Source organism: Pedobacter duraquae, assembly GCF_004362245.1.
In the GTDB taxonomy this organism is placed as follows: Bacteria; Bacteroidota; Bacteroidia; order Sphingobacteriales; family Sphingobacteriaceae; genus Pedobacter; species Pedobacter duraquae.
Window position 1 is genome coordinate 650,036 of the sequence record NZ_SNWM01000001.1, and the last position, 26,084, is coordinate 676,119.

The 26,084-nt window shown below is 41.5% G+C and carries 24 protein-coding genes; 18 read left to right on the top strand and 6 right to left on the bottom strand.

The features are described 5' to 3' along the window. Positions 1-74 precede the first annotated feature (74 nt). On the top strand, positions 75-857 hold the full coding sequence (xth, locus tag CLV32_RS02870; RefSeq protein WP_133552195.1) for an exodeoxyribonuclease III: 783 nt from the start codon (positions 75-77) through the stop codon (positions 855-857). Here xth and CLV32_RS02875 read toward each other — a convergent pair. Both CLV32_RS02875 and CLV32_RS02880 read right to left on the bottom strand, forming a co-directional pair. Next, positions 854-1,615: an SDR family oxidoreductase gene (locus tag CLV32_RS02875; protein WP_133552197.1), complete on the bottom strand. Its 762-nt coding sequence runs from the start codon at positions 1,613-1,615 to the stop codon at positions 854-856. The two genes, xth and CLV32_RS02875, sit on opposite strands and share 4 nt — an antisense overlap. 139 nt (positions 1,616-1,754) lie before the next feature. Beyond that, a complete protein-coding gene (locus tag CLV32_RS02880; RefSeq protein ID WP_133552199.1) occupies positions 1,755-2,660 on the bottom strand; it encodes a helix-turn-helix domain-containing protein in 906 nt (301 codons plus the stop codon). 446 nt (positions 2,661-3,106) lie between these two features. On the opposite strand from CLV32_RS02880, the gene CLV32_RS02885 reads away from it, so the two are divergent. After that, positions 3,107-3,637, top strand: coding sequence for a GAF domain-containing protein (locus CLV32_RS02885; RefSeq protein ID WP_133552201.1), 531 nt, complete (start codon positions 3,107-3,109; stop codon positions 3,635-3,637). 10 nt (positions 3,638-3,647) lie between these two features. Here the strand turns inward: CLV32_RS02885 and CLV32_RS02890 are convergent, their stop codons facing one another. Together CLV32_RS02890 and CLV32_RS02895 are read right to left on the bottom strand one after the other, a co-directional pair. After that, positions 3,648-6,005 carry an ATP-binding protein gene (locus CLV32_RS02890; protein WP_243732223.1) on the bottom strand — a complete coding sequence of 786 codons (2,358 nt, stop codon included), beginning with the start codon at positions 6,003-6,005 and terminating at the stop codon, positions 3,648-3,650. An 86-nt stretch (positions 6,006-6,091) separates the two neighbouring features. Next, complete coding sequence (locus tag CLV32_RS02895; RefSeq protein WP_133552203.1) at positions 6,092-7,396, bottom strand: sensor histidine kinase; 1,305 nt, start codon at positions 7,394-7,396, stop codon at positions 6,092-6,094. A 128-nt stretch (positions 7,397-7,524) separates the two neighbouring features. Between CLV32_RS02895 and CLV32_RS02900 the strand changes: the two genes are divergently transcribed. Next, positions 7,525-7,776, top strand: coding sequence for a hypothetical protein (locus CLV32_RS02900; RefSeq protein ID WP_133552205.1), 252 nt, complete (start codon positions 7,525-7,527; stop codon positions 7,774-7,776). Positions 7,777-7,779: 3 nt separating this feature from the next. On the opposite strand, the gene CLV32_RS02905 is transcribed toward CLV32_RS02900, so the two are convergent. Beyond that, positions 7,780-8,730, bottom strand: a complete 951-nt coding sequence (locus CLV32_RS02905; protein WP_208110937.1) for an alpha/beta hydrolase — start codon at positions 8,728-8,730, stop codon at positions 7,780-7,782. A gap of 140 nt (positions 8,731-8,870) precedes the next feature. On the opposite strand from CLV32_RS02905, the gene CLV32_RS23040 reads away from it, so the two are divergent. Further along, positions 8,871-9,044: a DUF6496 domain-containing protein gene (locus CLV32_RS23040; RefSeq protein ID WP_166641866.1), complete on the top strand. Its 174-nt coding sequence runs from the start codon at positions 8,871-8,873 to the stop codon at positions 9,042-9,044. Positions 9,045-9,076: 32 nt separating this feature from the next. Further along, positions 9,077-9,667 (top strand): DUF4142 domain-containing protein, encoded by a 591-nt coding sequence (locus tag CLV32_RS02910; RefSeq protein WP_208110938.1) that lies wholly within the window; start codon positions 9,077-9,079, stop codon positions 9,665-9,667. Between the two features lie 40 nt (positions 9,668-9,707). Here the strand turns inward: CLV32_RS02910 and CLV32_RS02915 are convergent, their stop codons facing one another. After that, positions 9,708-11,954, bottom strand: coding sequence for a GH92 family glycosyl hydrolase (locus CLV32_RS02915; protein ID WP_133552209.1), 2,247 nt, complete (start codon positions 11,952-11,954; stop codon positions 9,708-9,710). A gap of 89 nt (positions 11,955-12,043) precedes the next feature. Here CLV32_RS02915 and CLV32_RS02920 point away from each other — a divergent pair, with 89 nt between their 5' ends. From CLV32_RS02920 to CLV32_RS02980, 13 genes are all read left to right on the top strand, one after another. Further along, positions 12,044-12,916: a lysophospholipid acyltransferase family protein gene (locus CLV32_RS02920; RefSeq protein ID WP_133552211.1), complete on the top strand. Its 873-nt coding sequence runs from the start codon at positions 12,044-12,046 to the stop codon at positions 12,914-12,916. Between the two features lie 141 nt (positions 12,917-13,057). Further along, the gene (locus CLV32_RS02925) at positions 13,058-13,822 is read left to right on the top strand and encodes an ROK family protein (RefSeq protein WP_133552213.1); all 765 of its coding nucleotides are present in this window, start codon (positions 13,058-13,060) and stop codon (positions 13,820-13,822) included. Positions 13,823-13,828: 6 nt separating this feature from the next. Next, a complete protein-coding gene (gene gndA / locus CLV32_RS02930) occupies positions 13,829-15,241 on the top strand; it encodes an NADP-dependent phosphogluconate dehydrogenase (RefSeq protein WP_133552215.1) in 1,413 nt (470 codons plus the stop codon). 5 nt (positions 15,242-15,246) lie between these two features. Further along, positions 15,247-16,758 carry a glucose-6-phosphate dehydrogenase gene (gene zwf, locus CLV32_RS02935; protein ID WP_133552217.1) on the top strand — a complete coding sequence of 504 codons (1,512 nt, stop codon included), beginning with the start codon at positions 15,247-15,249 and terminating at the stop codon, positions 16,756-16,758. A gap of 1 nt (position 16,759) precedes the next feature. Further along, entirely contained in the window at positions 16,760-17,485 is a 726-nt protein-coding gene (pgl, locus tag CLV32_RS02940; RefSeq protein ID WP_133552219.1) for a 6-phosphogluconolactonase, read from the top strand. Positions 17,486-17,790: 305 nt separating this feature from the next. Next, on the top strand, positions 17,791-19,641 hold the full coding sequence (locus CLV32_RS02945; RefSeq protein WP_133552221.1) for an immunoglobulin domain-containing protein: 1,851 nt from the start codon (positions 17,791-17,793) through the stop codon (positions 19,639-19,641). Between the two features lie 28 nt (positions 19,642-19,669). Further along, entirely contained in the window at positions 19,670-20,395 is a 726-nt protein-coding gene (locus CLV32_RS02950; protein WP_133552223.1) for a hypothetical protein, read from the top strand. A 14-nt stretch (positions 20,396-20,409) separates the two neighbouring features. Next, on the top strand, positions 20,410-21,360 hold the full coding sequence (locus CLV32_RS02955; RefSeq protein ID WP_133552225.1) for a T9SS type B sorting domain-containing protein: 951 nt from the start codon (positions 20,410-20,412) through the stop codon (positions 21,358-21,360). A 6-nt stretch (positions 21,361-21,366) separates the two neighbouring features. Continuing rightward, positions 21,367-22,374: a PorP/SprF family type IX secretion system membrane protein gene (locus tag CLV32_RS02960; RefSeq protein WP_243732224.1), complete on the top strand. Its 1,008-nt coding sequence runs from the start codon at positions 21,367-21,369 to the stop codon at positions 22,372-22,374. A gap of 25 nt (positions 22,375-22,399) precedes the next feature. Next, positions 22,400-23,527, top strand: a complete 1,128-nt coding sequence (locus CLV32_RS02965) for an NAD(P)/FAD-dependent oxidoreductase (RefSeq protein ID WP_133552227.1) — start codon at positions 22,400-22,402, stop codon at positions 23,525-23,527. A 3-nt stretch (positions 23,528-23,530) separates the two neighbouring features. Next, positions 23,531-24,241: a methyltransferase domain-containing protein gene (locus tag CLV32_RS02970; RefSeq protein ID WP_133552229.1), complete on the top strand. Its 711-nt coding sequence runs from the start codon at positions 23,531-23,533 to the stop codon at positions 24,239-24,241. A 2-nt stretch (positions 24,242-24,243) separates the two neighbouring features. Beyond that, positions 24,244-25,299, top strand: coding sequence for a type III polyketide synthase (locus CLV32_RS02975; RefSeq protein WP_133552231.1), 1,056 nt, complete (start codon positions 24,244-24,246; stop codon positions 25,297-25,299). After that, positions 25,293-26,084, top strand: a complete 792-nt coding sequence (locus tag CLV32_RS02980; RefSeq protein ID WP_133552233.1) for an SDR family oxidoreductase — start codon at positions 25,293-25,295, stop codon at positions 26,082-26,084. The genes CLV32_RS02975 and CLV32_RS02980 overlap by 7 nt, the downstream gene beginning before the upstream one ends.

The window sequence follows — 26,084 nt, forward strand, 5'->3', positions numbered from 1 at the left end:
AAAGGTTCAGGTCAGATTTGGAATAGAATGGCTTGATTTTTATGTTTATTGCAGAGGAATTTAAATTACCCACTATGAGAATTGCTACATATAATGTAAATGGCGTAAACGGTCGCCTTCCAGTACTACTTCGCTGGCTTGAAGAGACAAAACCAGATATTGTTTGTCTTCAAGAACTTAAAGCGCCTCAGGAAAAGTTTCCAGAACAAGCGCTGCTTGAAGCTGGTTACAATGCAATATGGCATGGACAAAAAAGTTGGAACGGCGTAGCCATCCTCGCCAGGGGCATGGAAATAAAAGAATTACGACGGGGACTTAGTGGTGAGGACGAGGACTTACAAAGTCGATATATTGAAGCCGTAATTAACGGAATTGTTGTAGGCTGTTTATACCTTCCGAATGGAAATCCTGCACCGGGACCAAAACTTGATTATAAGCTACGTTGGTTTGAGCGGCTTACAGCACATGCCGCTAAGCTTTTAGAATTTGGACTTCCTGTAGTACTTACCGGTGATTATAACGTAATGCCCACCGGGCTTGACGTTTACAAGCCTGAACGCTGGGTTGACGATGCCCTGTTCAGGCCTGAAGTACGGCAGGCTTTCAAAACCCTCGTTGATCAAGGTTGGACTGATGCGATCAGAAAACTATACCCTGAGCAGGTGATTTATACCTTTTGGGACTATTTCCGGAATGCATACGGTCGGGATGCAGGTCTGCGTATTGATCATTTTTTACTTAGTCCGCAACTAGATCAACGATTAACTGCAGGTGGTGTTGATCGTCATGTTCGCGGATGGGAAAAAACAAGTGACCATGGACCGGTATGGATAGAACTTTCCGATAAACAAGATTAAAGATTCATGCCACCCGACACCTCAATACGCTGTGCATTAACCCATCGTGCATCATCAGTACACAAGAAGGCAACTACACCGCCGATATCGTCGGGAAGCCCTACCCGGCCAAGTGCGGTAACACTTGCCAGAAATTGGTTTGTCTGAGCGTTGTCTCTTACCACACCACCGCCAAAATCAGTTTCTATAGCACCTGGCGCAACAACATTTACGCGGATACCGCGACCGCCAAGTTCCTTCGCCTGATAACGCGTCATGGTTTCAACAGCACCTTTCATACTTGCATACGCGGCATATCCGGGCGATGCAAATCTTGCAAGTCCAGTAGAGATATTCACGATGCCTCCTCCGTCATTAAGTAGCAGCAATGCTTTTTGAGTAAGGAAAAATGCACCTTTAAAGTGTATATTCATCAATTCATCAAATTGCGCTTCGGTCGTTTCTTCAAAACTGGCATGTATTCCAATACCTGCGTTATTAATCAGGAAGTCCATCCTTTCTACGTTGAACGTATCTTTTAATACAACCTTCAGCGTATTAAAAAAGGCATCAAATTCGATAAATGCACCAGCATTTAATTGCAAGGCAGCTGCTTTGCCGCCAATCTTCTCGATCTCTGCGACAACAGCCATAGCCTCGTCTTTCTTACTGTGATAAGTAAGCACTACATCAAGTCCTTTCTTTGCCAGACTCAACGCCATATTTTTACCTAATCCGCGGCTACCACCAGTAACCAATGCGATCTTTTTATTTGCCATTTGTTATTATTTTAATTGATGTTGTAAAGGTATGGTGTGTTTAAATTTGCTGTTTGCGAAAAACAATCTATAGTTTGCAAAAATCAAATAAGCCAATAAAAAAAGGAAATCAAGGCCGTTCAGCATTGATCCCTAGAGTTCAGGATCTAAAATTTAATGGAGAAATTGAGGTCTGCTTTCTAAAAAAATTCGAGAAGTGGGCCAGCTGCTCAAAACCGAGTGCATTGGCAATTTCGGAAACGTTCCAGTCAGTTTGCCTTAACAAAATTTTAGCTTCCTGTAGTACACGATTAGTGATGATATCGGTAGTTGTTTTACCCATGTTCTCTTTAAGCACTTTATTGAGGTGATTCACATGAACGGACAAACGGTCGGCGAAGTCCTTGGCAGTGCGCAAGGCGATTTTCTGATGCGGAGATTCGATAGGAAACTGTCTTTCCAAAAGCTCTATAAATAATGACGAAACCCTTGCAGACGCAGTATGCAGCGGATACATAGCCAATGCAGGTTGTAACTTTTGCCCATAGTGTATTAACTCAAGCACATAATTTCTAAGCAAATCATATTTATAGGCATAATCTGAAGAAAGTTCATCGTACATTTTTTTGAATATGGCAGTAACAGCCTCTGCATCTGCATCACTTAGTTGAAAAATCGGGTAACCACCGGGTTGAAATATAGGAAGTTCATCTAACACAACACCTGTCTTGGTTTGTACCAGGAATTCATGTGTAAAGATACAGAAGTAACCAAATTGCTCATCGTCCTGAGGGACCCAGTGATAGGGAATTCTTGGCGTTGCAAAGAGCAGCGCATTTTTGTCGATGTCAATTTCCTTATCAGCGTATTCCGCCTTGTTTCTTCCACTGATCACACTGATTTTATAGTATGCTCTTCTATTATAGGGCATACCGCCCTTTTTCTTGAGACTGGCGTTAAGCTCATCAATTTTAAAAACATTGAAGTGCCCTATTTCTTTGCTGATACCTTTTGGAACCAGACCAGCTGACTCTTGATAGAACTCTTCAAGCGATGTAGTTGCCATATGAAATATTGTAAAAATCAAATATAGCTATTGATTATTGAAATGCGAGGCATTTCGTTCCGGATGATTTGAGTATGACCAGATGGTTCTGAGATTAGATGTATACTTTGGAAATCATTTTAAGCACATTCGCGTATTAGAGTTCAGGAAGCGTATATATTCCAAGAAAATCAGAGCGTTTAGATTAAACCTGTAATAAACGCAATCATAAGCCGTATAATTTCGACTTAATGTGTCGAGACAACATATTGAAAACAAGTACAAATAACTCAGATTATCCTATATAAAAATGTATAAATACGTCAACGAACAGAGTAGTTATACTCAATACATCTATAATTTAAATATTATTACTTAAGTGGTGTTTTTTTGTTCACCTTGCATACGGATTGAGTTCGACATTCTTATAGATTTTGAAAGTCAATCGCACTTTAAATCTCGATTATATGGAACAAGTTTTAGGTGTAGACCACAATGAGGAACAAGAATTTCATCGTGTACGGGCTGTTAACCGATACGCAACATTAACATCAGCGGCAAAAAAAGCACTTGACGAAGTAACACAACTTGCCCGGGAGATTTTCAATGTAGAGCTTGCCTTAGTTTGTTTTGTAGACTTACATGAGGTCTTTGTACAAAGCTCAAGTGCTGGATCGATACCCGGTCCCGCAGACAGAACAACAACTTTATGCTCGAGAGCAATAAAAAGCGCTGAAGTCACAGTAATTAACAACAAGGAAATGGAAGATTACCTGCTCACTAATCCACTGATTGCAAGAGAGCAAGGCCTTGAGTTCTATGCTGCGGCGCCTTTAATTACGAATGAAGGCCTCAACATCGGTACATTCTGTTTATTAGATAGTAAGAACAGATCTTTTTTCCAAGGGGATAAAGATATTCTAGCGAGATTTTCAAGGATTGTTATGAGCGCTTTAGAGCTTTGTCATTCCTCAATAATTACTATAACTGCAAGTTAGTACTTTATTGCTATTTAAATACAGCATGCATCACCTTCCGGTAGAGCTCATCCGGCAGGAACGGCTTTAACACAAAATCATTTATTCCGGCTTCATAAACCCTATCACGTATTTCTTCTGGAAGATTAGCTGTTAATGCTAATATTGGAATAACTACGCCATCTGCACGCATACGGGTGGCAGCTTCGTAACCATCCATCACAGGCATATTAAGATCAATCAGCACCAGCTGGTGTTTATCCAGATTGAGTTTATGCAGTGCTTCTAATCCATTATAGGCCACATCAATTTCTGCACCCCAACGCTCCAGATACCGCTGAGCAACCAGCACATTCATCATGTTATCTTCCACCAATAAAATAGAAACGCCGGCCAGTGGCTGATCAGACTCGAGCGGCAAAACTGATTGTTTCTTTTCATTAATCGCGGATGTCCCTTTATCAAAAGTAAGGAAAAAATAAAAAAGAGACCCTTCATTGGGCTCACTGATCAAGTGCAAATCACTTTCCTGAAGCTCTAAAATACGTTTCGAAATTGCAAGGCCCAGGCCGGTTCCTCCAAAGCCTCTGGATGTTGATGAATCCGCTTGCGTAAACCTTTCAAATACCCGCTTTTGGTTGGCCTGCGAAATACCGATGCCTGTATCTTTTACATATAGGTAAAGCGTCGTGGTTTTTTCAGATTGCATTCTAACTTCCACTCCGACTTCAACAGATCCACGCTCAGTGAATTTGATTGCGTTATGCACCAGGTTCGTGATGACTTGTGAAATCCTAGTGGGATCTCCCATGATCTTATTTTTCAATAGCGGATCAATTTTCAACCGTAGTTCAATATTCTTGTCCTGTGCGGTGCTTCTTAAGCCGGAAACGATATTTCGTGTAATAGCGGTAATATCCATCTCTATCCGTTCAAAAACGATTTTTCCAGCTTCGATCTTGTTATAATCGAGGATATCATTTACAATTGCCAGCAGGTTATTTGCCGAAAACAACATCACATCAAGTTGTTCCTGTTGATCTTTGCGGGGATTATTTTTCAGCAAAAGATGACTCATCCCAATTACGGCATTAAGTGGAGTTCGAATTTCATGACTCATCGTACTTAAAAATTCGCTTTTAACTTTCAATCCTTCCTCAGCTTCTCTTTTAGCTGTACCTAATTTAAAAGATACCCTGTGAGAAAGTACAAGAGACTGCAAGAAGAAAAATGCGAGATAACATATAAAGCTGAGCAATTGAAGTGCAGGTGTAATTTCCCAGTAGTGCAACAGCGCGATAGCGAAAAGAATGACCAGGGCTACAGAACTCATCAAGGTATAAATTGCACCAGGCCTTCTTTTCCGAAAAGCCCTGATGTATACGTAGGGAATGTAAATGAGACAGGCAGCCATAACGACCAAAAAGGGGTTGATGAGCTGAGTGAAATAATAAGGGCTAAAAACCAAGGTTATTGTAGCGAAGCAAAAACAACAAGCACACAAAGCGAGCACCTGACGCTCTTTTACTTCTTGAGGGTACAAGTATCTAGTATATAAACTAAATAAACCGATACCAAAAAACAGTGTAAAATATTCCAATCTGATGGTGAAGTACCAACTGATATTTGGGATCATGGTATGCAACACATAGTTATCTATCCCTATGATACGGTAACTATAAATGATGGAGTAAATCGCGAATAGCAAAATAGCTTTATCCCGACTTCCCATCAGATATAAACCAAGGAAAAATAGTCCGCCCATAATTAAACATCCTCCCAAAATCAAGTCGATACCTTCTGCCCGATTTCGTTTAAGCGACATTAGTTCTGTGGGACCTATTGTGATGTTTTTCTTGATCCCCCCCTTACTGTGGGCAAAATTGGCAATCTGCAAAACCATGTAGAGCGAATCAGTACCTACCGGGATATCGACTGCCCTGTATTCCGCATAAGGAACGAACCCCTTTTCTGAGGTTGTTACCACTCCATTTGAGGCAACCTGATTCCCGTTTATAAAAAGTTCGTAGGCTGTGTATACCTCGGGCATCGCGATGCGCAACGCTTGTTTAGATTTTGGCAACAGCACTTTGAGCCTATAGGTAGCGTAGCCAAATGATGGCAGCTTTTTGCCGTTTAGTTTTAGGTCGGTCCATTTTGCCGGAAAATTAACAGGGATACCACCGATATATTGCAATTTTGGGTTAAGCAACTGATGCCAGCTAAAAAGCCAGGTTCCATTTAGAGGAATATCAGAGCTAAAAGAGTGTCCACGGAGATCCATTATACCAGCCTGATTTACATGTAGATCCCCCGCTGTTGCCAGACTAATGTTGAAGCATAAACAGAGCTGTGCAAGGAGCACGAGCATGGCTTTTCTAGCGCCCATTAAAAAATTTAACAATTATCCCAGTTCAAATATACTGTTTAAATATTGTTAAAATTAAATAAATAAGGTAGTTAAAAGGAGCTGGATTATACAGGCACAGACAAGGTAAATTCAGTAAATTCACCTTCCTGTGTTTGAATATCAATTTTCCCTCCGTGCGTTTTGACGACAATATCAAAGCTTAGCGAAAGACCAAGGCCTGTACCTTCACCAGTAGGTTTGGTAGTGAAAAACGGCTGCATGATCTTATCTTTTATAGACTCAGGAATTCCTATTCCATTATCACGCACCTTAATTTCCAACAGTTTGCCTTTTGTAGCCGTCGTTATTGTAACTGTAGGTTTATAGTCGGAGATTCCCTTCTTTTGTTTTTGTTGAACTGCATAAAATGCGTTGGTAAACAAATTCAGCATTACCCTGCCAATATCCTGGGCAAACACATCCACTTTCGGCATGTCTTCCTGGAAATTAGTAACAAGCTCGGCATTGAAAGATTTATCCTTTGCCCTTAAACCATGGTAAGCCAAGCGCAGATATTCGCTGGCTAGATTGTTGATATCTGTTGGTTCCTTAGCGTCATTACTGGCACGACTGTGCTGCAGCATTCCTTTTACGATTCCATCCGCACGTTGACCATGATGCCTGATTTTCTCGAGGTTCTGTTTAATATCTGCAGCGATAGCTAGTACCTCTTCCGTATCTCCTTTAGCAATTTCTTCTGCCATTTCGTCGATTAGTTCTGCACTAACCTCAGCAAAATTATTCACAAAGTTTAAAGGGTTTTGAATTTCATGGGCAATGCCTGCGGTGAGTTCTCCAAGAGAGGCAAGCTTTTCCTGTTGAATAAGTTGTGCCTGAGTAGCTTGAAGCTCTTTTACTGTTTCCTGTAGTTCATCTTTCTGTCTGGTGATTTCCATCGTTCGTTCTGACACAAGCATTTCCAGCTCCGTTTTACGCTGACCGATGATTCTCAGTTCCTCTTCTTGTTTTTTGGATGTTGCCATACGTGCGAAGATCCAAATGAAACATCCGAAATAAACGAGTTGAAAATAGTTGCTGTATTGATGGTAAAAATCCGAGGCAACTACTTTAGTAAGCCCCATTAAGATTCCCACTCCCACCAGTGGATAATGTGCGTTTATAAAGGGTGTCTGCGGTTTAAAGTCGGGCTCCTTTTTAATATACTGCAAAAGGCCCAACAACACAAAACTTCCAAGAAACACATTCAACGTATCATGAAAGAGACTTTCCGAAACGAAAAACAAGACTACACATACCAGAATCGCCAAATGAAGCATTGTTTTCCATTTTGGATAGAAAATACTAAATCTTAGTCCTTTCCTGATACGTAATAGCAACAGAAAGGTAGCGAGAAAAGCAAAAAACTGCATAGTTGTGTTTTAGTGTGATTTAGTCTCTAAGGTAATTAATTAAACATAAAAGCGTAGCTATAACGTTTAATATTCAATAAATAAAACCCAGAGCAAGTATGACTGTTATAGCCTGAAACATTAAAGTAATGGAAATTAATAAAGACACAACACCAAAAGACGAGCTCAGAAACCCGAATCTTCCAGAAGGGCCACGCGATGGATTTGATAATACAGGAACTCAGGGGTATGATTCACTGAAGGACGACGGTTATACTGGAACAGGCAATAAGCCCATAGCAGGCAATCAAGATGGCACTGGAAGTTCGTCAGAAGACTTTCATAACGTTAAGCCTATTGATTCTAAAGCTGAAGATGAGGCACTTGATGCAGGGATTTAGTATCTATTTGAATATTTTCTTTAGAAAAGCGTCAATATAATTCACTGTTGGCGTAAACCAGGGATCGAAAAGGCAAAAAGCGTGCGGTGAATCAGGAAAAGTATGCACTTCAGCATACACGTTTGCCTCATCCAACTTTTTGATGAAGTCGTTGCGCCCCGCGTGCATACGGTCGACAGAACTATTGATAAATAAAATAGGCGGTGTATTTTTACCTGCATAAGTTAGAGGTGACGCAGCGTTCCACAAGGCAGGATTGTCAACTTTACTTGCACCAAACCAGAGTGTGGCTGCGGAAGGCTTTTTTGAATCGTCGCCCTCACCGCTTTCAGGATGAACAAATGACAACGTTCCGTCGAGATCAATAATAGCCTGTACCTGATCGGATACATTGGTTGAACATGCCAGATTGAATTCAGCGTGTCCTGCAGTCACTCCGGCGAGTACGGCCATCTGCCCACCTGCCGAGAAACCTAAGACCGTGATTTTATCCGGATTCAATTTGAATCGTTTATGATTTTTTCTAACCCATCGTAACGCAGACTTCACATCTACGATGCCTGCAGGATATAAAGCTTCTTCCGAAAGGCGGTACCCGACTGTAAAGCTGGCATATCCTAATGCTGCAAGATGCTGTGCTAATGGAATATGTTGAGTCCTGTTGCCGCTGCGCCAGCCACCACCATGGATAATTAGAATAGCAGGAGCATCTTTTGCACCCTTGTGAACAGGATAAAAAGCATCTAATTTAAGCTCTCGATCTCCAATCGTACAATAGGTAAGATTACGTTCTTCCTTAACGTTGGGTGACACAAATTCAGGAACTATTTTTATATCAGGGTACATCTTAAGTGCTTTTTTAAAGGCGCTATAGGTGGTAAATGACGTATCCTGTGCTGAAGCAAACCCTCCGCAGATTAATAGAATAATAAATAATGGAGTCTTAAATATCATGTTACGAATCATAGAACTAAAGTAGTGTTTTTAGAGTTAGATCAGATGAGATTACTTAAAAGAGGCTTGAAGCATCAAATAAAAATTCAGAAAACAACAATTAAAGGTGTGTGTTATAAGTAAAAAACAACAACAAGATCATGGCAAAGTATTCAGAAAAAGCTAGCGAAAAAGTTGAAGAGGCTATGCACGAAAAGAAAGCCGGTAAGCTTAAAACAGGAACAGGAAAAAAAGTGACCTCCAAAAAGCAGGCAATCGCAATCGGATTGTCGGAGGCTAGAAAAGAAGGCGCAAAAGTGCCGAAGAATAAGTAATAACCTAACCAAACATTTAAAACCAAAAGAAGATGAAAAAGAAATTTCTGGTAGCGGCAACCTTTGCTGCAGTATTGGCCATGCAGGCTTGTAATTCGAATAAGACTGACGGATCGGGAACGGATTCTATCACCACAGACACCACTATAACTCAGACGACTACGGCTACCGATACTACAGGTATGAATCCTGCGGCTACGGATGCTAACGCATTTATGGAAAAAGCTGCTGTTGGTGGTATGATGGAAGTAGAAGCGGGAAAACTTGCGCAGAGTAAGTCAAGTAATGCACAAGTAAAAGATTTTGCGGCGATGATGGTAGCAGACCATTCAAAAGCAAATGATGAATTGAAAGCAATTGCCGAAAAAAAATCTGTGACGTTACCAGCCGCATTACCGGCAATGGAACAAGCACATCTGGATGAAATGAAAAAGATGTCTGGCGCAGATTTCGATAAACATTATATTGGGATGATGGTAACAGACCATGCTAAAACAGTAGATTTATTTAAAGCAGGCGGCAAAAATTCAGACTCAGATATTAGCGCTTTTGCAAACAAGACGCTGCCAACAATTGAAGGTCATTATAAAAAGGCAACAGAAATCCAATCCAGCCTAAAATAAGTTTTTCACAAGCAGGTTGTTTTGCCGCCTGCTTGTGAATTTATTTTCTTGTTGTAGAAAACGGCAGACTGCCCACTGAAACACCCCATGTTTTTGAAGGAACAGGGCCCATTTTGATCTCCAGACTTCCTCCCGCAACAATATCTTTATGCTGTAGAAATGATTTATCATATAATTTGCCGTTTAGCAAAACCTGTTGAATGTAGTAATTCTTCAGGTTGTTGTTTTCAACAATGATCTTGAACTTTTTCCCCGCGGGAAGATCGATTGTAGCTTTATCAACAGCGGGACTTCCAAGAATATATTGTCCATTTGCAGGATTAAGTGGATAGAACCCTAAGGCAGAAAACACATACCATGCTGACATCTGACCTACATCCTCATTACCCGACAGTCCGTCGGGACGATCACTATAAAGTTCATTCATAATATACCGAACTTTTGTGGCAGTTTTCCAGGGCTGAGCAGCATAGGCGTACATGTAAGTGATATGATGACTTGGCTCATTCCCATGTGCATATTGGCCGATCAATCCGCTGATATCTGGGGACGCTTCAGCCCCAAGTTTCCCTTTAACTTCAAATAAAGAATCTAATTTTTTTATGAAAGGTCGCCTCCCTCCCATTAACGTGATCAACCCTTCGACATCCTGAGGCACCAGCCACGTATATTGCCATGCGTTTCCTTCAGTGAAATCATCATTACGATGAATAGACTGGAAAGGATCAAAAGGCATACGCCATTGATTATCAGATACTCTTCCTCTCATAAAGGCGGTTTTTTTGTCAAAATAATTTTGATAATTCCCACCTCTCTTATTAAAGTAACGATAATCGTCGGCGTGCCCAAGATATTTTGCTACCTGTCCAACAGTCCAGTCAGCGATACTATATTCTAAACCCATCGCGACCGACTCTACGGTACTGTCGGCCGGAATGTACCCGTATTTTTTCACATAGCGCAGCCCACGTTCATCCAATATTGCAGTTGTCTTCATCGCCTCATAGGCCAATGTCTTATCGAAACCTGTGAATCCTTTCAGAATAGCATCTCCAACTACCATAATTGCCGGATTTCCGACCATGGTGTTTGTCTCATTTCCCATCAGATGCCACACCGGGAGCTTTCCCTGTTGCTGATAAATAGCCAGCATACTATTAATTACATCCTTGACACGTTCTGGTTGAAGTATAGTAAGCAATGGATGTGCTGCTCTATAGGTATCCCATAAAGAAAATGTGGTTAAATTTGTAAAACCCGGTTGATGGTAGATGTTTTTATCTGTGCCGCGATAATCTCCATTGTGATCATTAAAGATTGATGGTGCAATCATAGTATGGTACAGTGAAGTGTAGAATATCCTTTTGGTTTTAATTGGCGCTTCTATAATCACTTTACCGAGTTCTTTATTCCATTTATCTTTTGCCTGGTTTAGCGTAAGATTGAAATCCCAATGTGGAATTTCAGCAAAGATATTGGCAGCAGCATTTTCTATGCTGACTGGCGATATGCCTACTTTAATTTTAACTTGCTCGTTAGCAGCAACAGAAAAGAGTGCAGTTGCCGTGAGTTTTTTCCCTGTAGCCTCTATGGCATTCAGCACCGACGATGAGTCGGCAAGGCTGAAGCCTGTGATTTTCTTTGAAAAAATAGCTGTAAAAAACAGGCGCTGATCGGCAGCCCAACCCGTTGAATACCTATAGCCGACCAAGGTCGTATCGTTTAGCTGTTTTATAGCTGTTTGCACAGGTCTGTCCCATCCTATCCCTGCCTGAAGATTAAAGCTGATTTGCGAAGAGCCGGCCTTCGCAAAAGTATATTGATGAAAGCCGACACGTTCAGATGCAGTAAGCTCAACCTTTATTTTATCATCCCTTAAATAAACGGAATAATAGCCAGGTGCTACTACTTCATCATGATGATTAAATAAAGCGTATTTCTTTTTACCCGATACTGGAAGCACAAGGATATCACCCAGATCACCAATGCCGGTACCACTCAAATGCGTGTGTGAAAAGCCTACTATAGTAGAATCAGAATAATGATATCCAGAACACCAGTCCCAACCGCTAGAGCGGTTTACCGGACCAAGTTGAACAGCACCAAAAGGCACATTGGCACCTAGAAAAACATGTCCGTGGCCACCAGTACCAATAAAAGGATCCACAAACTGGATGAGATTGGGGAGGGCTGTTGTTGATGGTGATTTTTTTATCTGTGCGTTAGATTTTACAGAAGGTAATAGAATTAATAAAGAAACAATAGCTATTTTTAAGGGGATGCTCATTGCTAAGAAATATTTGGACAGGTAATATTAGGAATAAATGGTAATATATACGAGACCATAACCTAAATTAGCGGCGATAAACCGGGAAAATGATAAGAAAAAGCATGACGCATTTTGGGATAGGATTACTATATCTGCTTTCATTGTTGCCTTTACCGATCTTGTATGTGCTTGCCAAGTTATTATATTTTCTGCTATATCGTGTTTTCGGTTATCGAAAGCGAGTAGTTCGTGAAAATCTGACGAACGCATTTCCAGAAAAATCGACTCCGGAGATTCTTCAAATTGAAAAGCAATATTATCGCTATCTGACCAATCTAATGGTCGAAATTATAAAAATGGCAACCATGTCTAAGGCAGCGGTTAAAAAGCGATTTACCTTTAAGAATATTGATTTAATGGAAGCTTATTTTAAGGATGGTCAGAGTGTATTATTGTGTTCTGCACATTATGGAAATTGGGAGTGGGGGACCTTATCATTAGGCCTCCACATTAGCGCTGCCAATTATCCTATCTACAAACCTTTATCCAATCCGGTATTTGACAATTGGTTCACGCGCATCCGCAGCCGCTTTGGCAACCATATGATTTCAATGCGTCAAACGCTGAGGGCGGTTGCTGATACAAAGAGCCAGCCGACCGTATTTTGTTTTGGAAATGATCAGGCTCCACAGAAAGGCGACTTTAATTTCTGGACAATCTTCATGAATCAGCCTACAGCAATTATCCAGGGTATGGAGAAAATTGCCATGAAAACCAACCGTCCTATTTTTTACCTTAGAGTTAAAGTATTGAAGAAGGGTTATTACGAGTCGGAATGCATCCCGTTATGTATGGAGCCAGCAAAATTGGATGCTGCCCAAATCACTGCCTTACATGTAGGTATGCTGGAACAGATCATCAAGTCAGACCCACGCTACTGGCTGTGGAGTCATAGAAGGTGGAAACATAAGCCTGACTAGCTTTTAGCAGTGTTAATGTAGGATTCGTGTAATAATTGGCAGTAAAAAAACAATACACTAATATTACAGTTTATTTTAAGTCTGATAAACAAAAAAAAATACCTTTGAAAAATTGATTAAGTTTTAGTTTAATCCACAGATATGCCAGCAAATCAACATTTAGAAAAAAAGACCAATATCCTCTCTGTAGATATTGGCGGCAGTAGTATTAAGGCCTGTGTTTTAACTTCAGAAGGCGAAGTTGTTTCAGAATATACAAAGTTGCCTACTCCAACTTTCGCTACTCCCGCTGCGGTGCTCGAGGTTATTAAACAGTTGGCAGCAACGCTGGCCACATTCGACAGAATTGCTGTAGGTTTTCCAGGTTATGTTAAATATGGAAAAGTTAAAACTGCTCCCAATCTGGCCCGCAACAAATGGAAAGATGTTGACCTTGCCCAGCAGATTGCTGATTTATTTGGTAAACCGGTACGACTGATCAATGATGCTGACCAACAGGGCTTAGCTGTAGTAAGTGGCAAAGGTTTCGAGCTTGTGATTACATTGGGCACAGGTTTTGGTACCGCCCAATATTTTGATGGGCAATTGTTGCCGCATTTAGAACTGGCACACCTTCCTGTGACAAAGAGCAAAGATTACGATAACTATATTGGCGATAAGGCACTTAAGAAAATTGGCAAAAAAGATTGGAATGATCGATTGGAGCGGATCATAGGTATCTACAAGACTGTATTCAATTATGATAGATTGTATATAGGTGGAGGAAATGCTAAGGAAATAGAATTCGAACTGGAAGATAATATGAAGCTTGTTAACAACCGTGACGGGATCAAGGGCGGCGCAAAATTATGGGCAGCCAAAGAGAGATATCATGTGTACACGACACAGCCAAAAAAAATAAAATAATATAGGATGAAAAAATACACTTTAGGAATGATAGGCCTTGGAACAATGGGCCGTAATCTATTACTGAATATGGCAGATCATGGCTTTGATGTTACCGGCTATGACAAAGATCCAAAGATGTTAAAAAAGCTCGAGGAAGATGGGAAAAAGCATGATTTGAAGGGTTTTGCTGTTCTGGAAGATTTCATCCAGAGTCTGGAACTTCCCCGGAGAGTTATGTTACTGGTTCCCGCTGGTCCGATTGTAGATAGTGTTATCGCTGAGTTACAGCCTTTGCTTGAAAAGGGTGATATGATTATTGACAGCGGAAATTCCCATTTCACAGACACCAGTCGCAGAGCCGAAGATCTGTTAAAAACCGGTATTCACTTTTTCGGAATGGGAATCTCCGGTGGTGAAGAAGGCGCGCGGTTTGGTCCTAGTATGATGCCTGGTGGTGATAAAGCCGCTTACAGCGCTATGAAAGAAATGCTTGAAGCCATTTCTGCTAAGGTAAATGGCGAGCCCTGTGTGACCTATATCGGTCCTGGCGCTTCGGGTCATTTTGTAAAAATGGTTCACAATGGTATTGAATACGCCATGATGGAACTTCTTGCTGAGAGCTATGCCATTATGAAAACAGGGTTGGGTTATAGTAATGAGCAGATCGAGGCTACATTTTCAAAGTGGAACGCTGGGAGGATGCAATCTTTTTTGATGGAGGTTACTGCCGACGTATTTAAATTCAAAGACGAAAAGACGGGAAACTTGCTCATCGACATGATTAAAGATGAAGCCAAATCAAAAGGCACAGGAAAGTGGACTTCTCAGGTTTCTATGGAACTGCAGTTGCCTATTCCTACAATCAACGAAGCTGTAAGCACCAGAGATTTGTCAAAATTCAAAACGCTACGCACCGAACTTGGGGCTGCTTTTACACATGAAACTGAGGCTATAGCAGATCAGGAGCAATTCGAGGCTGACTTGGAAAATGCGATGTACTTTTCGATGATTGTAGCATATGCACAGGGACTACACCTACTTACACAAGCATCTGAAAGTTATGAATACGAATTAAAGCTGGATGAAATTGCAAAAATATGGCGTGGTGGATGTATTATCCGTGCAGAGTTGTTACAGGATATTTATAGTGCCTATAAAACAAAGCCTGATTTAAATCATCTGTTCTCAGACAAAAATATACAGGACAAAATTAAAGGAACGTTACCTGGTGTACGAAATGTAGTAAGTACAGCAGTTAAAAACGGGATCTCCGTTACTGCTTTTGCATCCGCTCTAACCTATTTCGATGCACTTAGAACAGAAAAATCTCCATTAAATTTAACACAAGCGCAAAGAGATTTCTTTGGTGCCCATACTTTTGAACGTACAGATGAGGAAGGCATCTTCCATGCCACCTGGAATCCTATTAAATCATAGAAAAGATGAAAACAAGTATCAATCTTAAACCAACTGTTGTTGTCATATTCGGCGGAACAGGTGATTTGAATATGCGTAAACTCGCACCTGCCCTATACAATCTGTATAGTGACAATTACATGCCTGGCAATTTTGCCATCATAGGGACGGCGCGCAAGAAACTAACCGACCAAAAATTCCGCGATACATTGATGGAAGGTGTAAACAGCTTTTCTAGAAATGGTAAGGTAAAAAAAGATAAGTGGACAAAATTTGCTGAGCATGTACATTATAATCCCGTCGATGTATCTGCACCTGATACGTTTGCAAGTCTTAAAACATTGATCGAAAGATTTCAAAACGAATTTGGACCGACTACACAGGTGGTTTATTATCTTGCTGTAGCACCAAATCTGTTCCCATTAATTGCGCAATGTATTTCTAAATACGGTTTGGCTGGTACAGAAGAAAGCTGTAAGGTAGTTATAGAAAAACCTTTCGGAAGGGATCTGGAAACGGCTAAAGAATTGAACAAGTTATTGACTGGAATTTTCACCGAGAAACAGATCTACAGGATTGATCATTATCTTGGTAAAGAAACAGTACAGAATATTATGGCATTCCGTTTCGCAAACTCCTTTTTGGAACCGCTTTGGAACAGAACATATATTGACCATGTACAAATCTCCGTGACTGAGCAACTGGGTGTTGGCGACCGCGGTGGTTATTATGACGGTGCCGGTGCACTTCGTGATATGATCCAAAATCATATCCTGCAACTGCTTTGTCTTGTGGGTATGGAAACGCCAATCAACTTTGATGCAGATGAGATCAGGAACAAAAAAGTAGACGTACTTAAAGCGATGCGTCCGTTTGGTCCAGATGATATCCGTTTTAGTACCGTTAGAGGTCAATACACTAAGGGCTGGGTTGAAGGTAAAGAAGTTCCCGGTTATCGCTCTGAAAAAGATGTAGACGCAGATTCAAATACGGAAACTTTCGCGGCAATCAAATTCTTCGTAGATAACTGGAGGTGGCAAGGAATCCCATTTTATGTGCGCACAGGAAAAAGACTTTTCCAAACATCATCACTGATCACAATTCAGTTTAAAGATGTTCCACACCATATTTTCCCGGGGTCTGTTACAGAACACTGGCAACAAAACAGATTGATCATTAGCATTCAGCCAGAGATGAGTATCCGTTTACAGGTTCAGGCAAAACGTCCTGGACTGGATATGGTACTAAATCCAGTTGATATGGTGTTCGATTACAAAGGTACCTACAGTTCAGATACACCGGAAGCATATGAAACACTTTTGCTGGATGTAATGACCGGAGATCAGACACAATTTATGCGTGCAGACCAGGTAGAAAGTGCCTGGGAGCTATTGATGCCGGTGGTAAATTCATGGGAGAGCAAAAAATCATTGAGCTTTCCTAACTATACCGCAGATTCATGGGGTCCTGAGGATGCTGAAGCATTAATTGCAAGAGATGGATTTCATTGGTTTACACTTCCATTAAATAAAGGATAAGATGAGCGTATTAATTTATCATACTGATGAAGAGCTAATCGCTGATTTAGCGAACTATATTTTTAAAATAGGAAATCAGGCTATTGAGGAACGGGACTGCTTCAACTTTGTGTTGACAGGAGGAAACTCACCAAAACCTTTGTATCATGCACTTGCAACCACTTATGCTGATAGAATTGATTGGTCTAAGGTCTTTTTCTTTTTCGGTGATGAGCGCGATGTAGAGCCTGGTTTAGAAAATTACAATGGCTTAATGGCTAGAGAGACTTTATTAGATCCACTAAATATCCCTACTGAGCAGGTTTTTTACGTAAATACTACTTTAGCGCCAGCGCAGGCTGCCGATGCTTACATTAAAAGTATTGAAACACATTTTCAGGGAGCAGATATAAATTTCGATCTTATTTTACTTGGAATGGGTGATGATGCGCACACTGCTTCACTGTTTCCGGAGACGGAAATACTTAAAAACCAAGATGCTTCTGTAGACTCTGTGTATGTAGAGAAATTAGCGGCTTTCAGAATCAGTTTTACCGCCCCGTTAATCAATAAAGCAAAGAATGTTGCTTTCCTGGTAACAGGTGATTCGAAAGCTGAAGCGTTAAGACACGTAATCGATGTTACAGACAAAAATACCTTCCTCTATCCGGCACAACTAATTAATCCTTTTGATGGAACTTTGACCTGGTTTTTAGACGCAAAATCCTCAAAATTATTGAATAGCTAAATCGTACGGAACAGCGTTTAATACTGAATAAAATGAATATCAGTTGCAACATATAATTTGTTGCTGATTATCAAACCCTTACCTGATAAAAATCGGTAAGGGTTTTTTTATCCTCAGAATTTCCTGGTGTTTGCGAACAGGTCAAACTGAATGCAATGAACGCCAATATAAAATGTTTGTGTGATATGTTTGGATAACGAAAAAACACACCAGTTAGTATAACTGAAAAAGTTTTTTCAGAGGGAAAATCAAACATAACATCAGACTAGTTGATTAGGAAAAAAGTTGCGTTCCGGGGGATTTTTATGGCATCATTAACACTGTTGATGGTGACTGGAAATTGTATGACTGCCGATGCGCAGACACCGACATTTTTAACGGGACAAAAGACAGGAGACTATTTTGGTGGCACCCTGATTTCACTAGGCAATGGGTCTGCAACAATATCAAATCCAATTTCAAGGTATACGACACCAAATGTTTTTCCTCTTCCAGATACCTACCGTTTTTTTTACGGAGATAATACGCTGCTTACTGGGAGCACAACGGTTCCAACGAAGCTACGGGCAGTCCAGGATGTGGGCATCGCGGGTGTAGTTGGAGCTGGCGCTAACATTTACCTCCAGATCAGGAATACTGGCAACGCTACCCTGGCAGGTGGAACAACCACATATATCAAGTTGAAGGAAAAACCTGTTCTCAATGGCATATCTGTTGCCGTTCTTGGTTTAATAGGTATTGTAGAAACTCAGGGCATCACTGGACAGGGCTATTCGGGGGCAGCAAATTACGCATTCAATAGTGCAGGCATAGGCTATAATGGAAGTCCAAACGAAGGAAGTTCTGTGGGTACAACGTCAACACATGTCGTTTTAGATAAACTTGGCGAGTGGTATGCGCTGGTGAGACCTGTGGCTGATTATAACTCGATCAGATTAAACGTCAGTTTACCTTCAGATTTGAGGGTGGCAGATGTGGCGCATTCGCTGGAGGTCAATGTCTATAATGCATTTACACAAACTGCCTCTACGTGCAGCTCCAGGGCTCAGTTTACAGATGCTGGTACGGCTACGGGAATCACTATCAATAGTGGAGCGGCAGTTGGCGGTTTAGAATTAAGTCAGCTTATTGCAAACCCTCAATATGCAATTGATGGAAACAGTAGTCGCTATTCGTCTTTTTCTTCTGGCTTGGCCGGTGTAGGCGTTGCCAGTACCATATCGCAGACATTTTTCTTTGACCATACTGGAACTGCAACTGATGGGATTTCGTTTAGAATGGGATTACCACAGGCCTTGGTAGACCTAGCTTTGCTGGGAAACGGTATAACGTTCAAAGTATATAATAATGAGAGTTTAGTAAGCACACAGACTTTAGGCTCCAATATATTGGATCTTAATTTATTGAATTTATTAAGTCTGGGTGCGGGATATCGCGAAATGAATGTAACGGTAAACCCCAACGTAGCTTTCAACAGAGTTGTTGTAGAGTTAAACGCCGGTTTGCTTAATCTCGGTGTAGCCGGTGATGCTTTACGTATGTACGATGTAAGCATGACTGCGGCAAAACCAACTTTTACTGTTGGCGTCTCTTCTCAAAACGTTTCGGTGTGCTACGGTAATACCGCTGCACTCAGGGCAACTACAGATTCGGGGAATGAATTACTTTGGTATAATTCGCTCAGCAGCACCAGCCCTGTTGTGCAGTCGGCCACAGCCCCTTTCGTTACGCCTTCCCTTATCGCGAATACTATTTATTATGTAGCCTCAAGAAAGATAGGCTGTACCCTAGAATCAGAGCGCGTACCGATCAACGTGACAGTTTTGTCCCTACCGACAATTACGCTTGGAGCAATGCCTTCAGCATGTGTAGAAACGTCGACAGCAAGTTTACCCTATACGGCAACAACGCAGTCGCCAACCACTTATAGCATTGTCTGGGATCCACTTTTACCAGGTACCTTTTTACCAGTTACCGATCAGTCCCTTCCCGCGGCGGCAATTCCCATACATTTCCCGGCAACGGCAACTGCGGGAGCATACAGTGGAATATTATACGTTAAAAATGCAACGTGCACGAGCGCAGGATTAGCTTTCCATGTCACTTTGTTACCAAAACCCAATACACCACCAATTACCCCACAAGCAATTAACTAATTAAACAATATACTCAAATAAATAGATTATGAAAACTCCCAACTTTTTCAAAGCGATTACCCTCATGGTTATACTAGTGGTATCCGCAAGTGTCTCTGCAAGTGCAGCAAATTATTACGCCTATAAAGGTAAAGAAGTCACTATTAACGGTGGCAGTGGCTTTTCGGAGTACAAATGGATTATGGTCTCACAACCCGACCCAGCGATAACCAATGCTGTGATTACCGGTACAACTGGCTCACAACTTAAGCAAACCTTAACTGTGGAAGGTGCATACAAGCTACGTTTACTTGTTAAGGATGGTAATGGGTGTTGGTCTGACGTGGATGCGACAAAAGACATTGATATCTTTGTTTTACCTGAGTTCACAGTCACCGTTGCTGCCGATGCTGGGACACCAGCATCATACTGTACAAATGCAGATGCATCTCTGCGAACAAAACTAAATGCTACAGCAGCTACAGTAACGGGCAGTGTGGCTCTTCCCTCAGAAGTTACCATTGCGTTGGCCGACTGGTATAAAACCCCTTCTGATGGAAGTTTAGCTTCTTTAACCAAACTCGCAACATCAAATCCTTATCAGGTTACGGAGACTGCCGTTGGTACGTACTATTTTGTCGCAACAGGCAAATATGTTATTCCAACAGGTCGTTTGATTTCCGCTGCGGCTGATGCTACGGCATCAAATACAATTACCATATCTGTAACGGCTCCTCCTACAGCACCAGTAATCACACCAGTAGTAACTAATTAACCGGTAAAACATCAATGATTAGCAGAACAACAAGTTTGGTCTTAGGCATGTTATTGCTCTTTGCAACAACATGCCTTGCCCAATCTGCTGCGCAATCGGTCAATGTCCCATATGGGGCATCGCTGATGTTGCGGGCAAGTTCTGCGCGTGCCGTAAAATACCAATGGATTAGAAATGGTGCGGCTATTCCAGGTGCCGCCTTATCCGAATACCGGGTGCAGGCGAGTGGTGATTATTCCGTTATATCCATCAGTCAGGATGGATGTTCATCTGCGGAATCTGGTATAACAAAGGTAATCTACCAGGTCCAACCTGTTGTACAGGCAGACGTGATGATTATTAAGACATCTGAAACAAGATCGGTAGCGAGTAATGAGCCGTTCGACTATCTGTTGAAGGTGAAGAATAACGGTGCTGGAAACGCGACTTTAGTTAAGGTGCAGGACGTGTTGCCCGACAAATTGCAATTCCTTTCCATTGGCACGCCAACTCTTGGTCTGGCAAATTATAACAGTTTCGAACGATCTGTACTTTGGGAGTTGGATAAGATGGACAATGGCCAAACTGCAGAGCTTAAGTTGAAGGTAAAATCACTTTCGCCGGGCACGGTTACTAATACCGCGACTGTTTCTGCTCATGAAAGTGATCCAAATGGAGATAACAATCAGTCGACAGACGTCAAAATCATTATCGGCATTTTGATTCCAAACGTATTTACGCCAAATGACGATGGCACAAATGACCGGTTTGAGATCCCAGGGATCGAAAATTACCCCGATAATGAGCTCACAATCTTAAATCGTTGGCAAGCCACAATTTATCAGAAAAAGGGTTATTTAAATGAATGGAAAGGCGACGGTTTAAATGAGGGTACGTATTTCTATCTTTTAAAAATAAACATTCCGGGGGAAGGTCAGAAGGTTTTCAAAGGTTACCTGACACTGATCAGAAACAAATCAAAATAACAAGCTATGTGGCAGATGACTCAACTAAAGTTATTAAAAATTATCGCTGCAGGTCTATTGATTCTCCTTGGGGTATCTGCAAATGCGCAACAAGACACTCAGTTTACGCAGTTTATCTTCAATGGTTTATCAATAAATCCCGCGTATGCAGGCTACAAAGAAGATCTTTTTGTTCAGGCCACATATCGTTCGCAATGGCAGGGATTGGTGGGTGCTCCCAAGTCTTTTTCCATCTCCGCTGACGGGACACTGACTAATAAAAATGTGGGCTTAGGACTGGTTGTTACGAACGATCAGATTGGAGCACAGCGATATTTAAGTGCATTTGCAAACTATGCTTACAGGCTACCTTTAAATTATGATGGCAGCCAACGACTCGCATTTGGTATCGGTGTAGGTTTATCGCAGATTGGTATAGACGGAACTAAATTGCAGGGAGTGCAAAGTGGAGACGCCTTAATACCAACAGGTTTACAGAGTCAGCGTTTACCCGATGCCAGATTCGGCGTATATTATTCTGACGACAGTTTTTTTGCAGGGATTTCTGCGACCAATATGCTGGCAAGATATTTTGCCACAAATAACCAGACGACCATCCTTGCTCCTGTGCCACAGCCACATTATTTTTTTACCGCTGGTGCATTAATCCCTCTGGATGACGACTTTAAGCTTAAGCCAGTAGTGTTATTAAAAGAAGATACTAAAGCACCAGGATCGTTAGATCTCAGCACATTCCTGCTGATGAAGGAAAGGCTATGGATTGGACTATTCTACCGCAGCTCCGTTAATCTTTTTCCAAAATCCAATTTACAAAGTGGCTTACCTAAAGAAAATGCCATGGGTGCTATTGTTCAGATATTTGCTTCGTCAAAGTTCAGAATCGGCTATTCCTATGATTATTCACTCAGTGGGCTCGGCAGCTATAACTACGGCAGCCATGAGCTCTCTATAGGGATCTATTTAAACGACCGGCGAAATGATGGAAATCGCCGGTTGCGATGCTATGATTTTTAAGTAGCTTTGGAGATACTGATCTCCTATGGAAAGCAATACCGACGTGTTGATTATTGGAGGCGGCCTTGCCGGGCTGAGCTGTGCCTTACATTTACTGAGACAGGGGATTCATGTTAGACTGATTGAGAAAACTAGTTATCCACAACATAAAGTATGTGGTGAGTATATATCGAATGAGGTTCTGCCCTATTTACAATGGCTGGATGCTGATCCTGCCGAGCTAAGCCCAAGCCAAATCTCAAGAATTCAGCTATCTACACAATCAGGGAAAGTAATTTCGACAACACTTCCTCTTGGTGGATTTGGTGTGAGTCGTTTTCTTCTTGATCATTTTCTGGCTGAAAAGGCTGTCCTTCAGGGCTGTAGGCTTGAACACGATACCGTTACTGCGGTAGATTACCAGAAGGATGAGTTTACTGTCGACACATTGCATGGGAAACGATATACCGCAGGGTTTGTAATCGGTGCTTATGGAAAACGAGATGGGCTTGATCAGAAATTAACGCGAAATTTCATTCAAAATAAATCACCATGGTTGGCAGTTAAGTCCCATTATACAGGAGATTTCGCCAACGACCTTGTTGCATTACATCATTTTAATGGTGGTTATTGCGGGGTATCTAAAGTGGAAGATGAACTGATTAACATCTGCTACCTTGTCCATTATTCATCTTTCAAACGCTTCAAAGATATTCAAGCCCATCAGCAAGAGGTGCTATATCAAAATGAACATCTCAAAACCATTTTTGAAACAAGCAGGATGGTCTTTGACAAACCTTTAACGATCAGTCAGATTTCCTTTCAACCCCGGGAACAAGTATACCAGCATATTTTCATGATCGGAGATACTGCCGGGCTGATTCATCCGCTTTGCGGAAATGGGATGAGTATGGCTATTCATAGTGCAAAGCTACTTGCAGAATTATTGACCAGTCATCTTAAAGAAAAACAATTTTCCCGGCATCAACTGGAACAAGCATACACAAAATCCTGGCAGCATAACTTCAGGACTAGAATGCAAATGGGCAGGGTACTATCAAAGATAGCGGGTAATCAGAAAACGGCCGAGTTGTTGCTCGAAGGATTAATTAAATTTCCATCTGCATTAAGACCGATAATCCGGTTAACGCATGGTAAACCATTAGCAATCTAATTCATGATTGATACAACATACAGAAGCGCTGCAGCCGAAATCATGGATGATTTCGAAATGGAAGGAGATATTTTACGTGATGCGCTGGACAAAATTGCGAGCATCAACACGCTACTGGGTGGAAACAAAGTGACCCTTGATGGTGTTAAACAATTACTTTCTGACGAAGTCGCGGGAAAGAATATCAAAATTGTAGATATAGGTTGCGGAAATGGAGATATGCTTAGAACACTAGCTGATTTTGCAAACAGAAAAAAACTGAATTTTGAACTGGAGGGAATTGACGCAAATGCTTTTACAATCAGTCATGCGCAAACGCTATCACTAAAGTATAACACTATTTCGTATAATACGGCTGACATTTTTGATCCGCTGACATTAGCTGTTCCTTGCGACATCATATTATGTACGCTCACGCTACATCATTTTCAGGATGATGAGCTATTAAAACTCCTTAAAAAATTTACGGAAAAAGCAAGATTGGGCATAGTCATTAATGATCTGCATCGCAGTAAGCTAGCTTATTACCTTTTCAGAGCAATTTGCTTTCTCTTCAGATTAAATGACATGTCGAGAGAAGATGGACTGATTTCTATCCTCCGCGGTTTTAAGCGAGGTGATTTAAAGATGTATTCAAAGAAACTACAGTTAAAAAAATTCAGTATCCACTGGAGGTGGGCCTTTCGTTACCAATGGATTATCCGTACAAAATAGATATGGCAAAAGTAAAAGTATGTACCGTAAATAAAGCACTCCCAGAATATTCCCGGAGTACAGCTGAGATTATGCCCTTTCTGGATGTATGGCTGGATAAACAAGAACCACGATTTATCAGAAAAGTAAAGAAGATTTTTGAGCAGGCGGCAGTTGACCGCAGATATTCTTTTATGTCGCCGGAAGAGGTTTTTAGCGACTTATCTTTTGCTGAGCGTAATGATATTTACATCCGCGAAGGGATTAAGTTGGGCACAACAGCTTTGAGCGACGCGCTTCATAAAGCGAACTGGCGTGCTGAGGACATTGACTATCTAATTACGGTAAGCTGTACAGGAATTATGATCCCCTCGCTTGATGCTTTCCTGATTAACAATTTAAACCTTCGAAAAGATGTGGTTCGTTTGCCAGTAACAGAGATGGGCTGTGCCGCCGGTGTATCTGGAATGATTTACGCTGCGAATTTTTTAAAAGGAAATCCTGGAAAGCGGGCGGCTGTCATTGCTGTAGAATCTCCAACAGCTACCTTTCAGCTTCAGGATTTTTCTATGGCTAACATTGTCAGCGCTGCCATATTTGGTGACGGTGCAGCATGTGTACTCCTATCATCCCTAGATACCGATCAAGGGACTGAGGTTTTGGGAAGCGGCATGTATCATTTTCCTGATTCCACCCACCTGATGGGATTTTCATTAACAAATACTGGTTTACAGATGGTGCTTGATATTGATGTGCCGGAAACCATTGCTTCGCACTTTCCTAAAATTATACATCCTTTTCTCTCAGAGTACAGTATGACAATCGCGGATGTTGATCACCTGATCTTTCATCCCGGTGGGAAAAAAATTGTGCATGTTGTAGAAGAATTATTTGGGGTTTTAGGAAAAAACATAGACCATACAAAAGAAATTCTGCGTTTATTTGGGAATATGTCGAGCGCAACGGTATTGTATGTCCTGGAACGTTTCATGGATGCCTCTCCAACAGCAGGCGAAAAAGGGCTAATGCTCAGTTTTGGACCTGGGTTCTCTGCCCAGCAGATCTTATTGCAATGGTAAAAGATTTTGAAGGAAAAGGATATTGGGCATTAATTCTTGGCGGCAGTAGCGGCCTGGGGCTTGCGTCAGGGCTTAGGCTCGCGCGCGAGGGGATGAACATCTGCATCGTACATCGAAACTCAAGAACGGAGTTACCCGACTTAGAGGAGCAATTTATGCTAATCAGAGCAACAGGTGTCAGCTTAATTTCCTTTAATCTCGACGTGATCAAATTAGAAAACAGAATATCTATTATCACATCGCTTCAGGAAACGATGAGTGCAGGTGGCAGATTACGTTGTCTGATCCATAGCATCGCCAAAGGCAATTTAAAATCTCTGGTTGCCGACACACCATTATCTACTGAAGATCTTACGATCACCCTTCAACACATGGCATTCAGCCTTGTAGATTGGGTTTCAGCTTTACATAAAGCTGGTTTATTCGCCAGTGACGCCAGAATACTAGCTTTCACCAGTGAAGGCTCATCTCGTGCCTGGCCATATTATGGTGCAGTTTCTGCAGCGAAAGCCGCTTTAGAAGCGATCAGCAGACAAATTGCATTGGAATATGCCCCTTTTGGAATCAGGTCAAATTGTATTCAGGCGGGTGTGACTGACACACAATCATTGCGTAGGGTACCAGGAAATGAACTATTAATTAAACATACACAAGATAGAAATCCTTATAAGCGACTAACTAAGCCCGACGACGTTGCCGATGTTGTTTACCTATTGTGTAAAGATGAGGCTGCCTGGATCAACGGTGCGGTTATTCCCGTAAACGGGGGAGAAACAATAAACTAA

What these genes read in the sequence shown, in the direction of transcription:
- CLV32_RS02900 (WP_133552205.1), top strand. Translation starts at nt 7,525, where the DNA reads ATGGAAATTAATAAAGACACAACACCAAAAGACGAGCTCAGAAACCCG.
- CLV32_RS02970 (WP_133552229.1), top strand. Translation starts at nt 23,531, where the DNA reads ATGATTGATACAACATACAGAAGCGCTGCAGCCGAAATCATGGATGAT.
- xth (WP_133552195.1), top strand. Translation starts at nt 75, where the DNA reads ATGAGAATTGCTACATATAATGTAAATGGCGTAAACGGTCGCCTTCCA.
- CLV32_RS02880 (WP_133552199.1), bottom strand. Translation starts at nt 2,660, where the DNA reads ATGGCAACTACATCGCTTGAAGAGTTCTATCAAGAGTCAGCTGGTCTG.
- CLV32_RS02965 (WP_133552227.1), top strand. Translation starts at nt 22,400, where the DNA reads ATGGAAAGCAATACCGACGTGTTGATTATTGGAGGCGGCCTTGCCGGG.
- CLV32_RS02975 (WP_133552231.1), top strand. Translation starts at nt 24,244, where the DNA reads ATGGCAAAAGTAAAAGTATGTACCGTAAATAAAGCACTCCCAGAATAT.
- CLV32_RS02945 (WP_133552221.1), top strand. Translation starts at nt 17,791, where the DNA reads ATGGCATCATTAACACTGTTGATGGTGACTGGAAATTGTATGACTGCC.
- CLV32_RS02955 (WP_133552225.1), top strand. Translation starts at nt 20,410, where the DNA reads ATGATTAGCAGAACAACAAGTTTGGTCTTAGGCATGTTATTGCTCTTT.
- CLV32_RS02920 (WP_133552211.1), top strand. Translation starts at nt 12,044, where the DNA reads ATGATAAGAAAAAGCATGACGCATTTTGGGATAGGATTACTATATCTG.
- zwf (WP_133552217.1), top strand. Translation starts at nt 15,247, where the DNA reads ATGAAAACAAGTATCAATCTTAAACCAACTGTTGTTGTCATATTCGGC.
- CLV32_RS02915 (WP_133552209.1), bottom strand. Translation starts at nt 11,954, where the DNA reads ATGAGCATCCCCTTAAAAATAGCTATTGTTTCTTTATTAATTCTATTA.
- pgl (WP_133552219.1), top strand. Translation starts at nt 16,760, where the DNA reads ATGAGCGTATTAATTTATCATACTGATGAAGAGCTAATCGCTGATTTA.
- gndA (WP_133552215.1), top strand. Translation starts at nt 13,829, where the DNA reads ATGAAAAAATACACTTTAGGAATGATAGGCCTTGGAACAATGGGCCGT.
- CLV32_RS23040 (WP_166641866.1), top strand. Translation starts at nt 8,871, where the DNA reads ATGGCAAAGTATTCAGAAAAAGCTAGCGAAAAAGTTGAAGAGGCTATG.
- CLV32_RS02910 (WP_208110938.1), top strand. Translation starts at nt 9,077, where the DNA reads ATGAAAAAGAAATTTCTGGTAGCGGCAACCTTTGCTGCAGTATTGGCC.
- CLV32_RS02895 (WP_133552203.1), bottom strand. Translation starts at nt 7,396, where the DNA reads ATGCAGTTTTTTGCTTTTCTCGCTACCTTTCTGTTGCTATTACGTATC.
- CLV32_RS02885 (WP_133552201.1), top strand. Translation starts at nt 3,107, where the DNA reads ATGGAACAAGTTTTAGGTGTAGACCACAATGAGGAACAAGAATTTCAT.
- CLV32_RS02950 (WP_133552223.1), top strand. Translation starts at nt 19,670, where the DNA reads ATGAAAACTCCCAACTTTTTCAAAGCGATTACCCTCATGGTTATACTA.
- CLV32_RS02960 (WP_243732224.1), top strand. Translation starts at nt 21,367, where the DNA reads ATGTGGCAGATGACTCAACTAAAGTTATTAAAAATTATCGCTGCAGGT.
- CLV32_RS02890 (WP_243732223.1), bottom strand. Translation starts at nt 6,005, where the DNA reads ATGGGCGCTAGAAAAGCCATGCTCGTGCTCCTTGCACAGCTCTGTTTA.
- CLV32_RS02875 (WP_133552197.1), bottom strand. Translation starts at nt 1,615, where the DNA reads ATGGCAAATAAAAAGATCGCATTGGTTACTGGTGGTAGCCGCGGATTA.
- CLV32_RS02905 (WP_208110937.1), bottom strand. Translation starts at nt 8,730, where the DNA reads ATGATATTTAAGACTCCATTATTTATTATTCTATTAATCTGCGGAGGG.
- CLV32_RS02980 (WP_133552233.1), top strand. Translation starts at nt 25,293, where the DNA reads ATGGTAAAAGATTTTGAAGGAAAAGGATATTGGGCATTAATTCTTGGC.
- CLV32_RS02925 (WP_133552213.1), top strand. Translation starts at nt 13,058, where the DNA reads ATGCCAGCAAATCAACATTTAGAAAAAAAGACCAATATCCTCTCTGTA.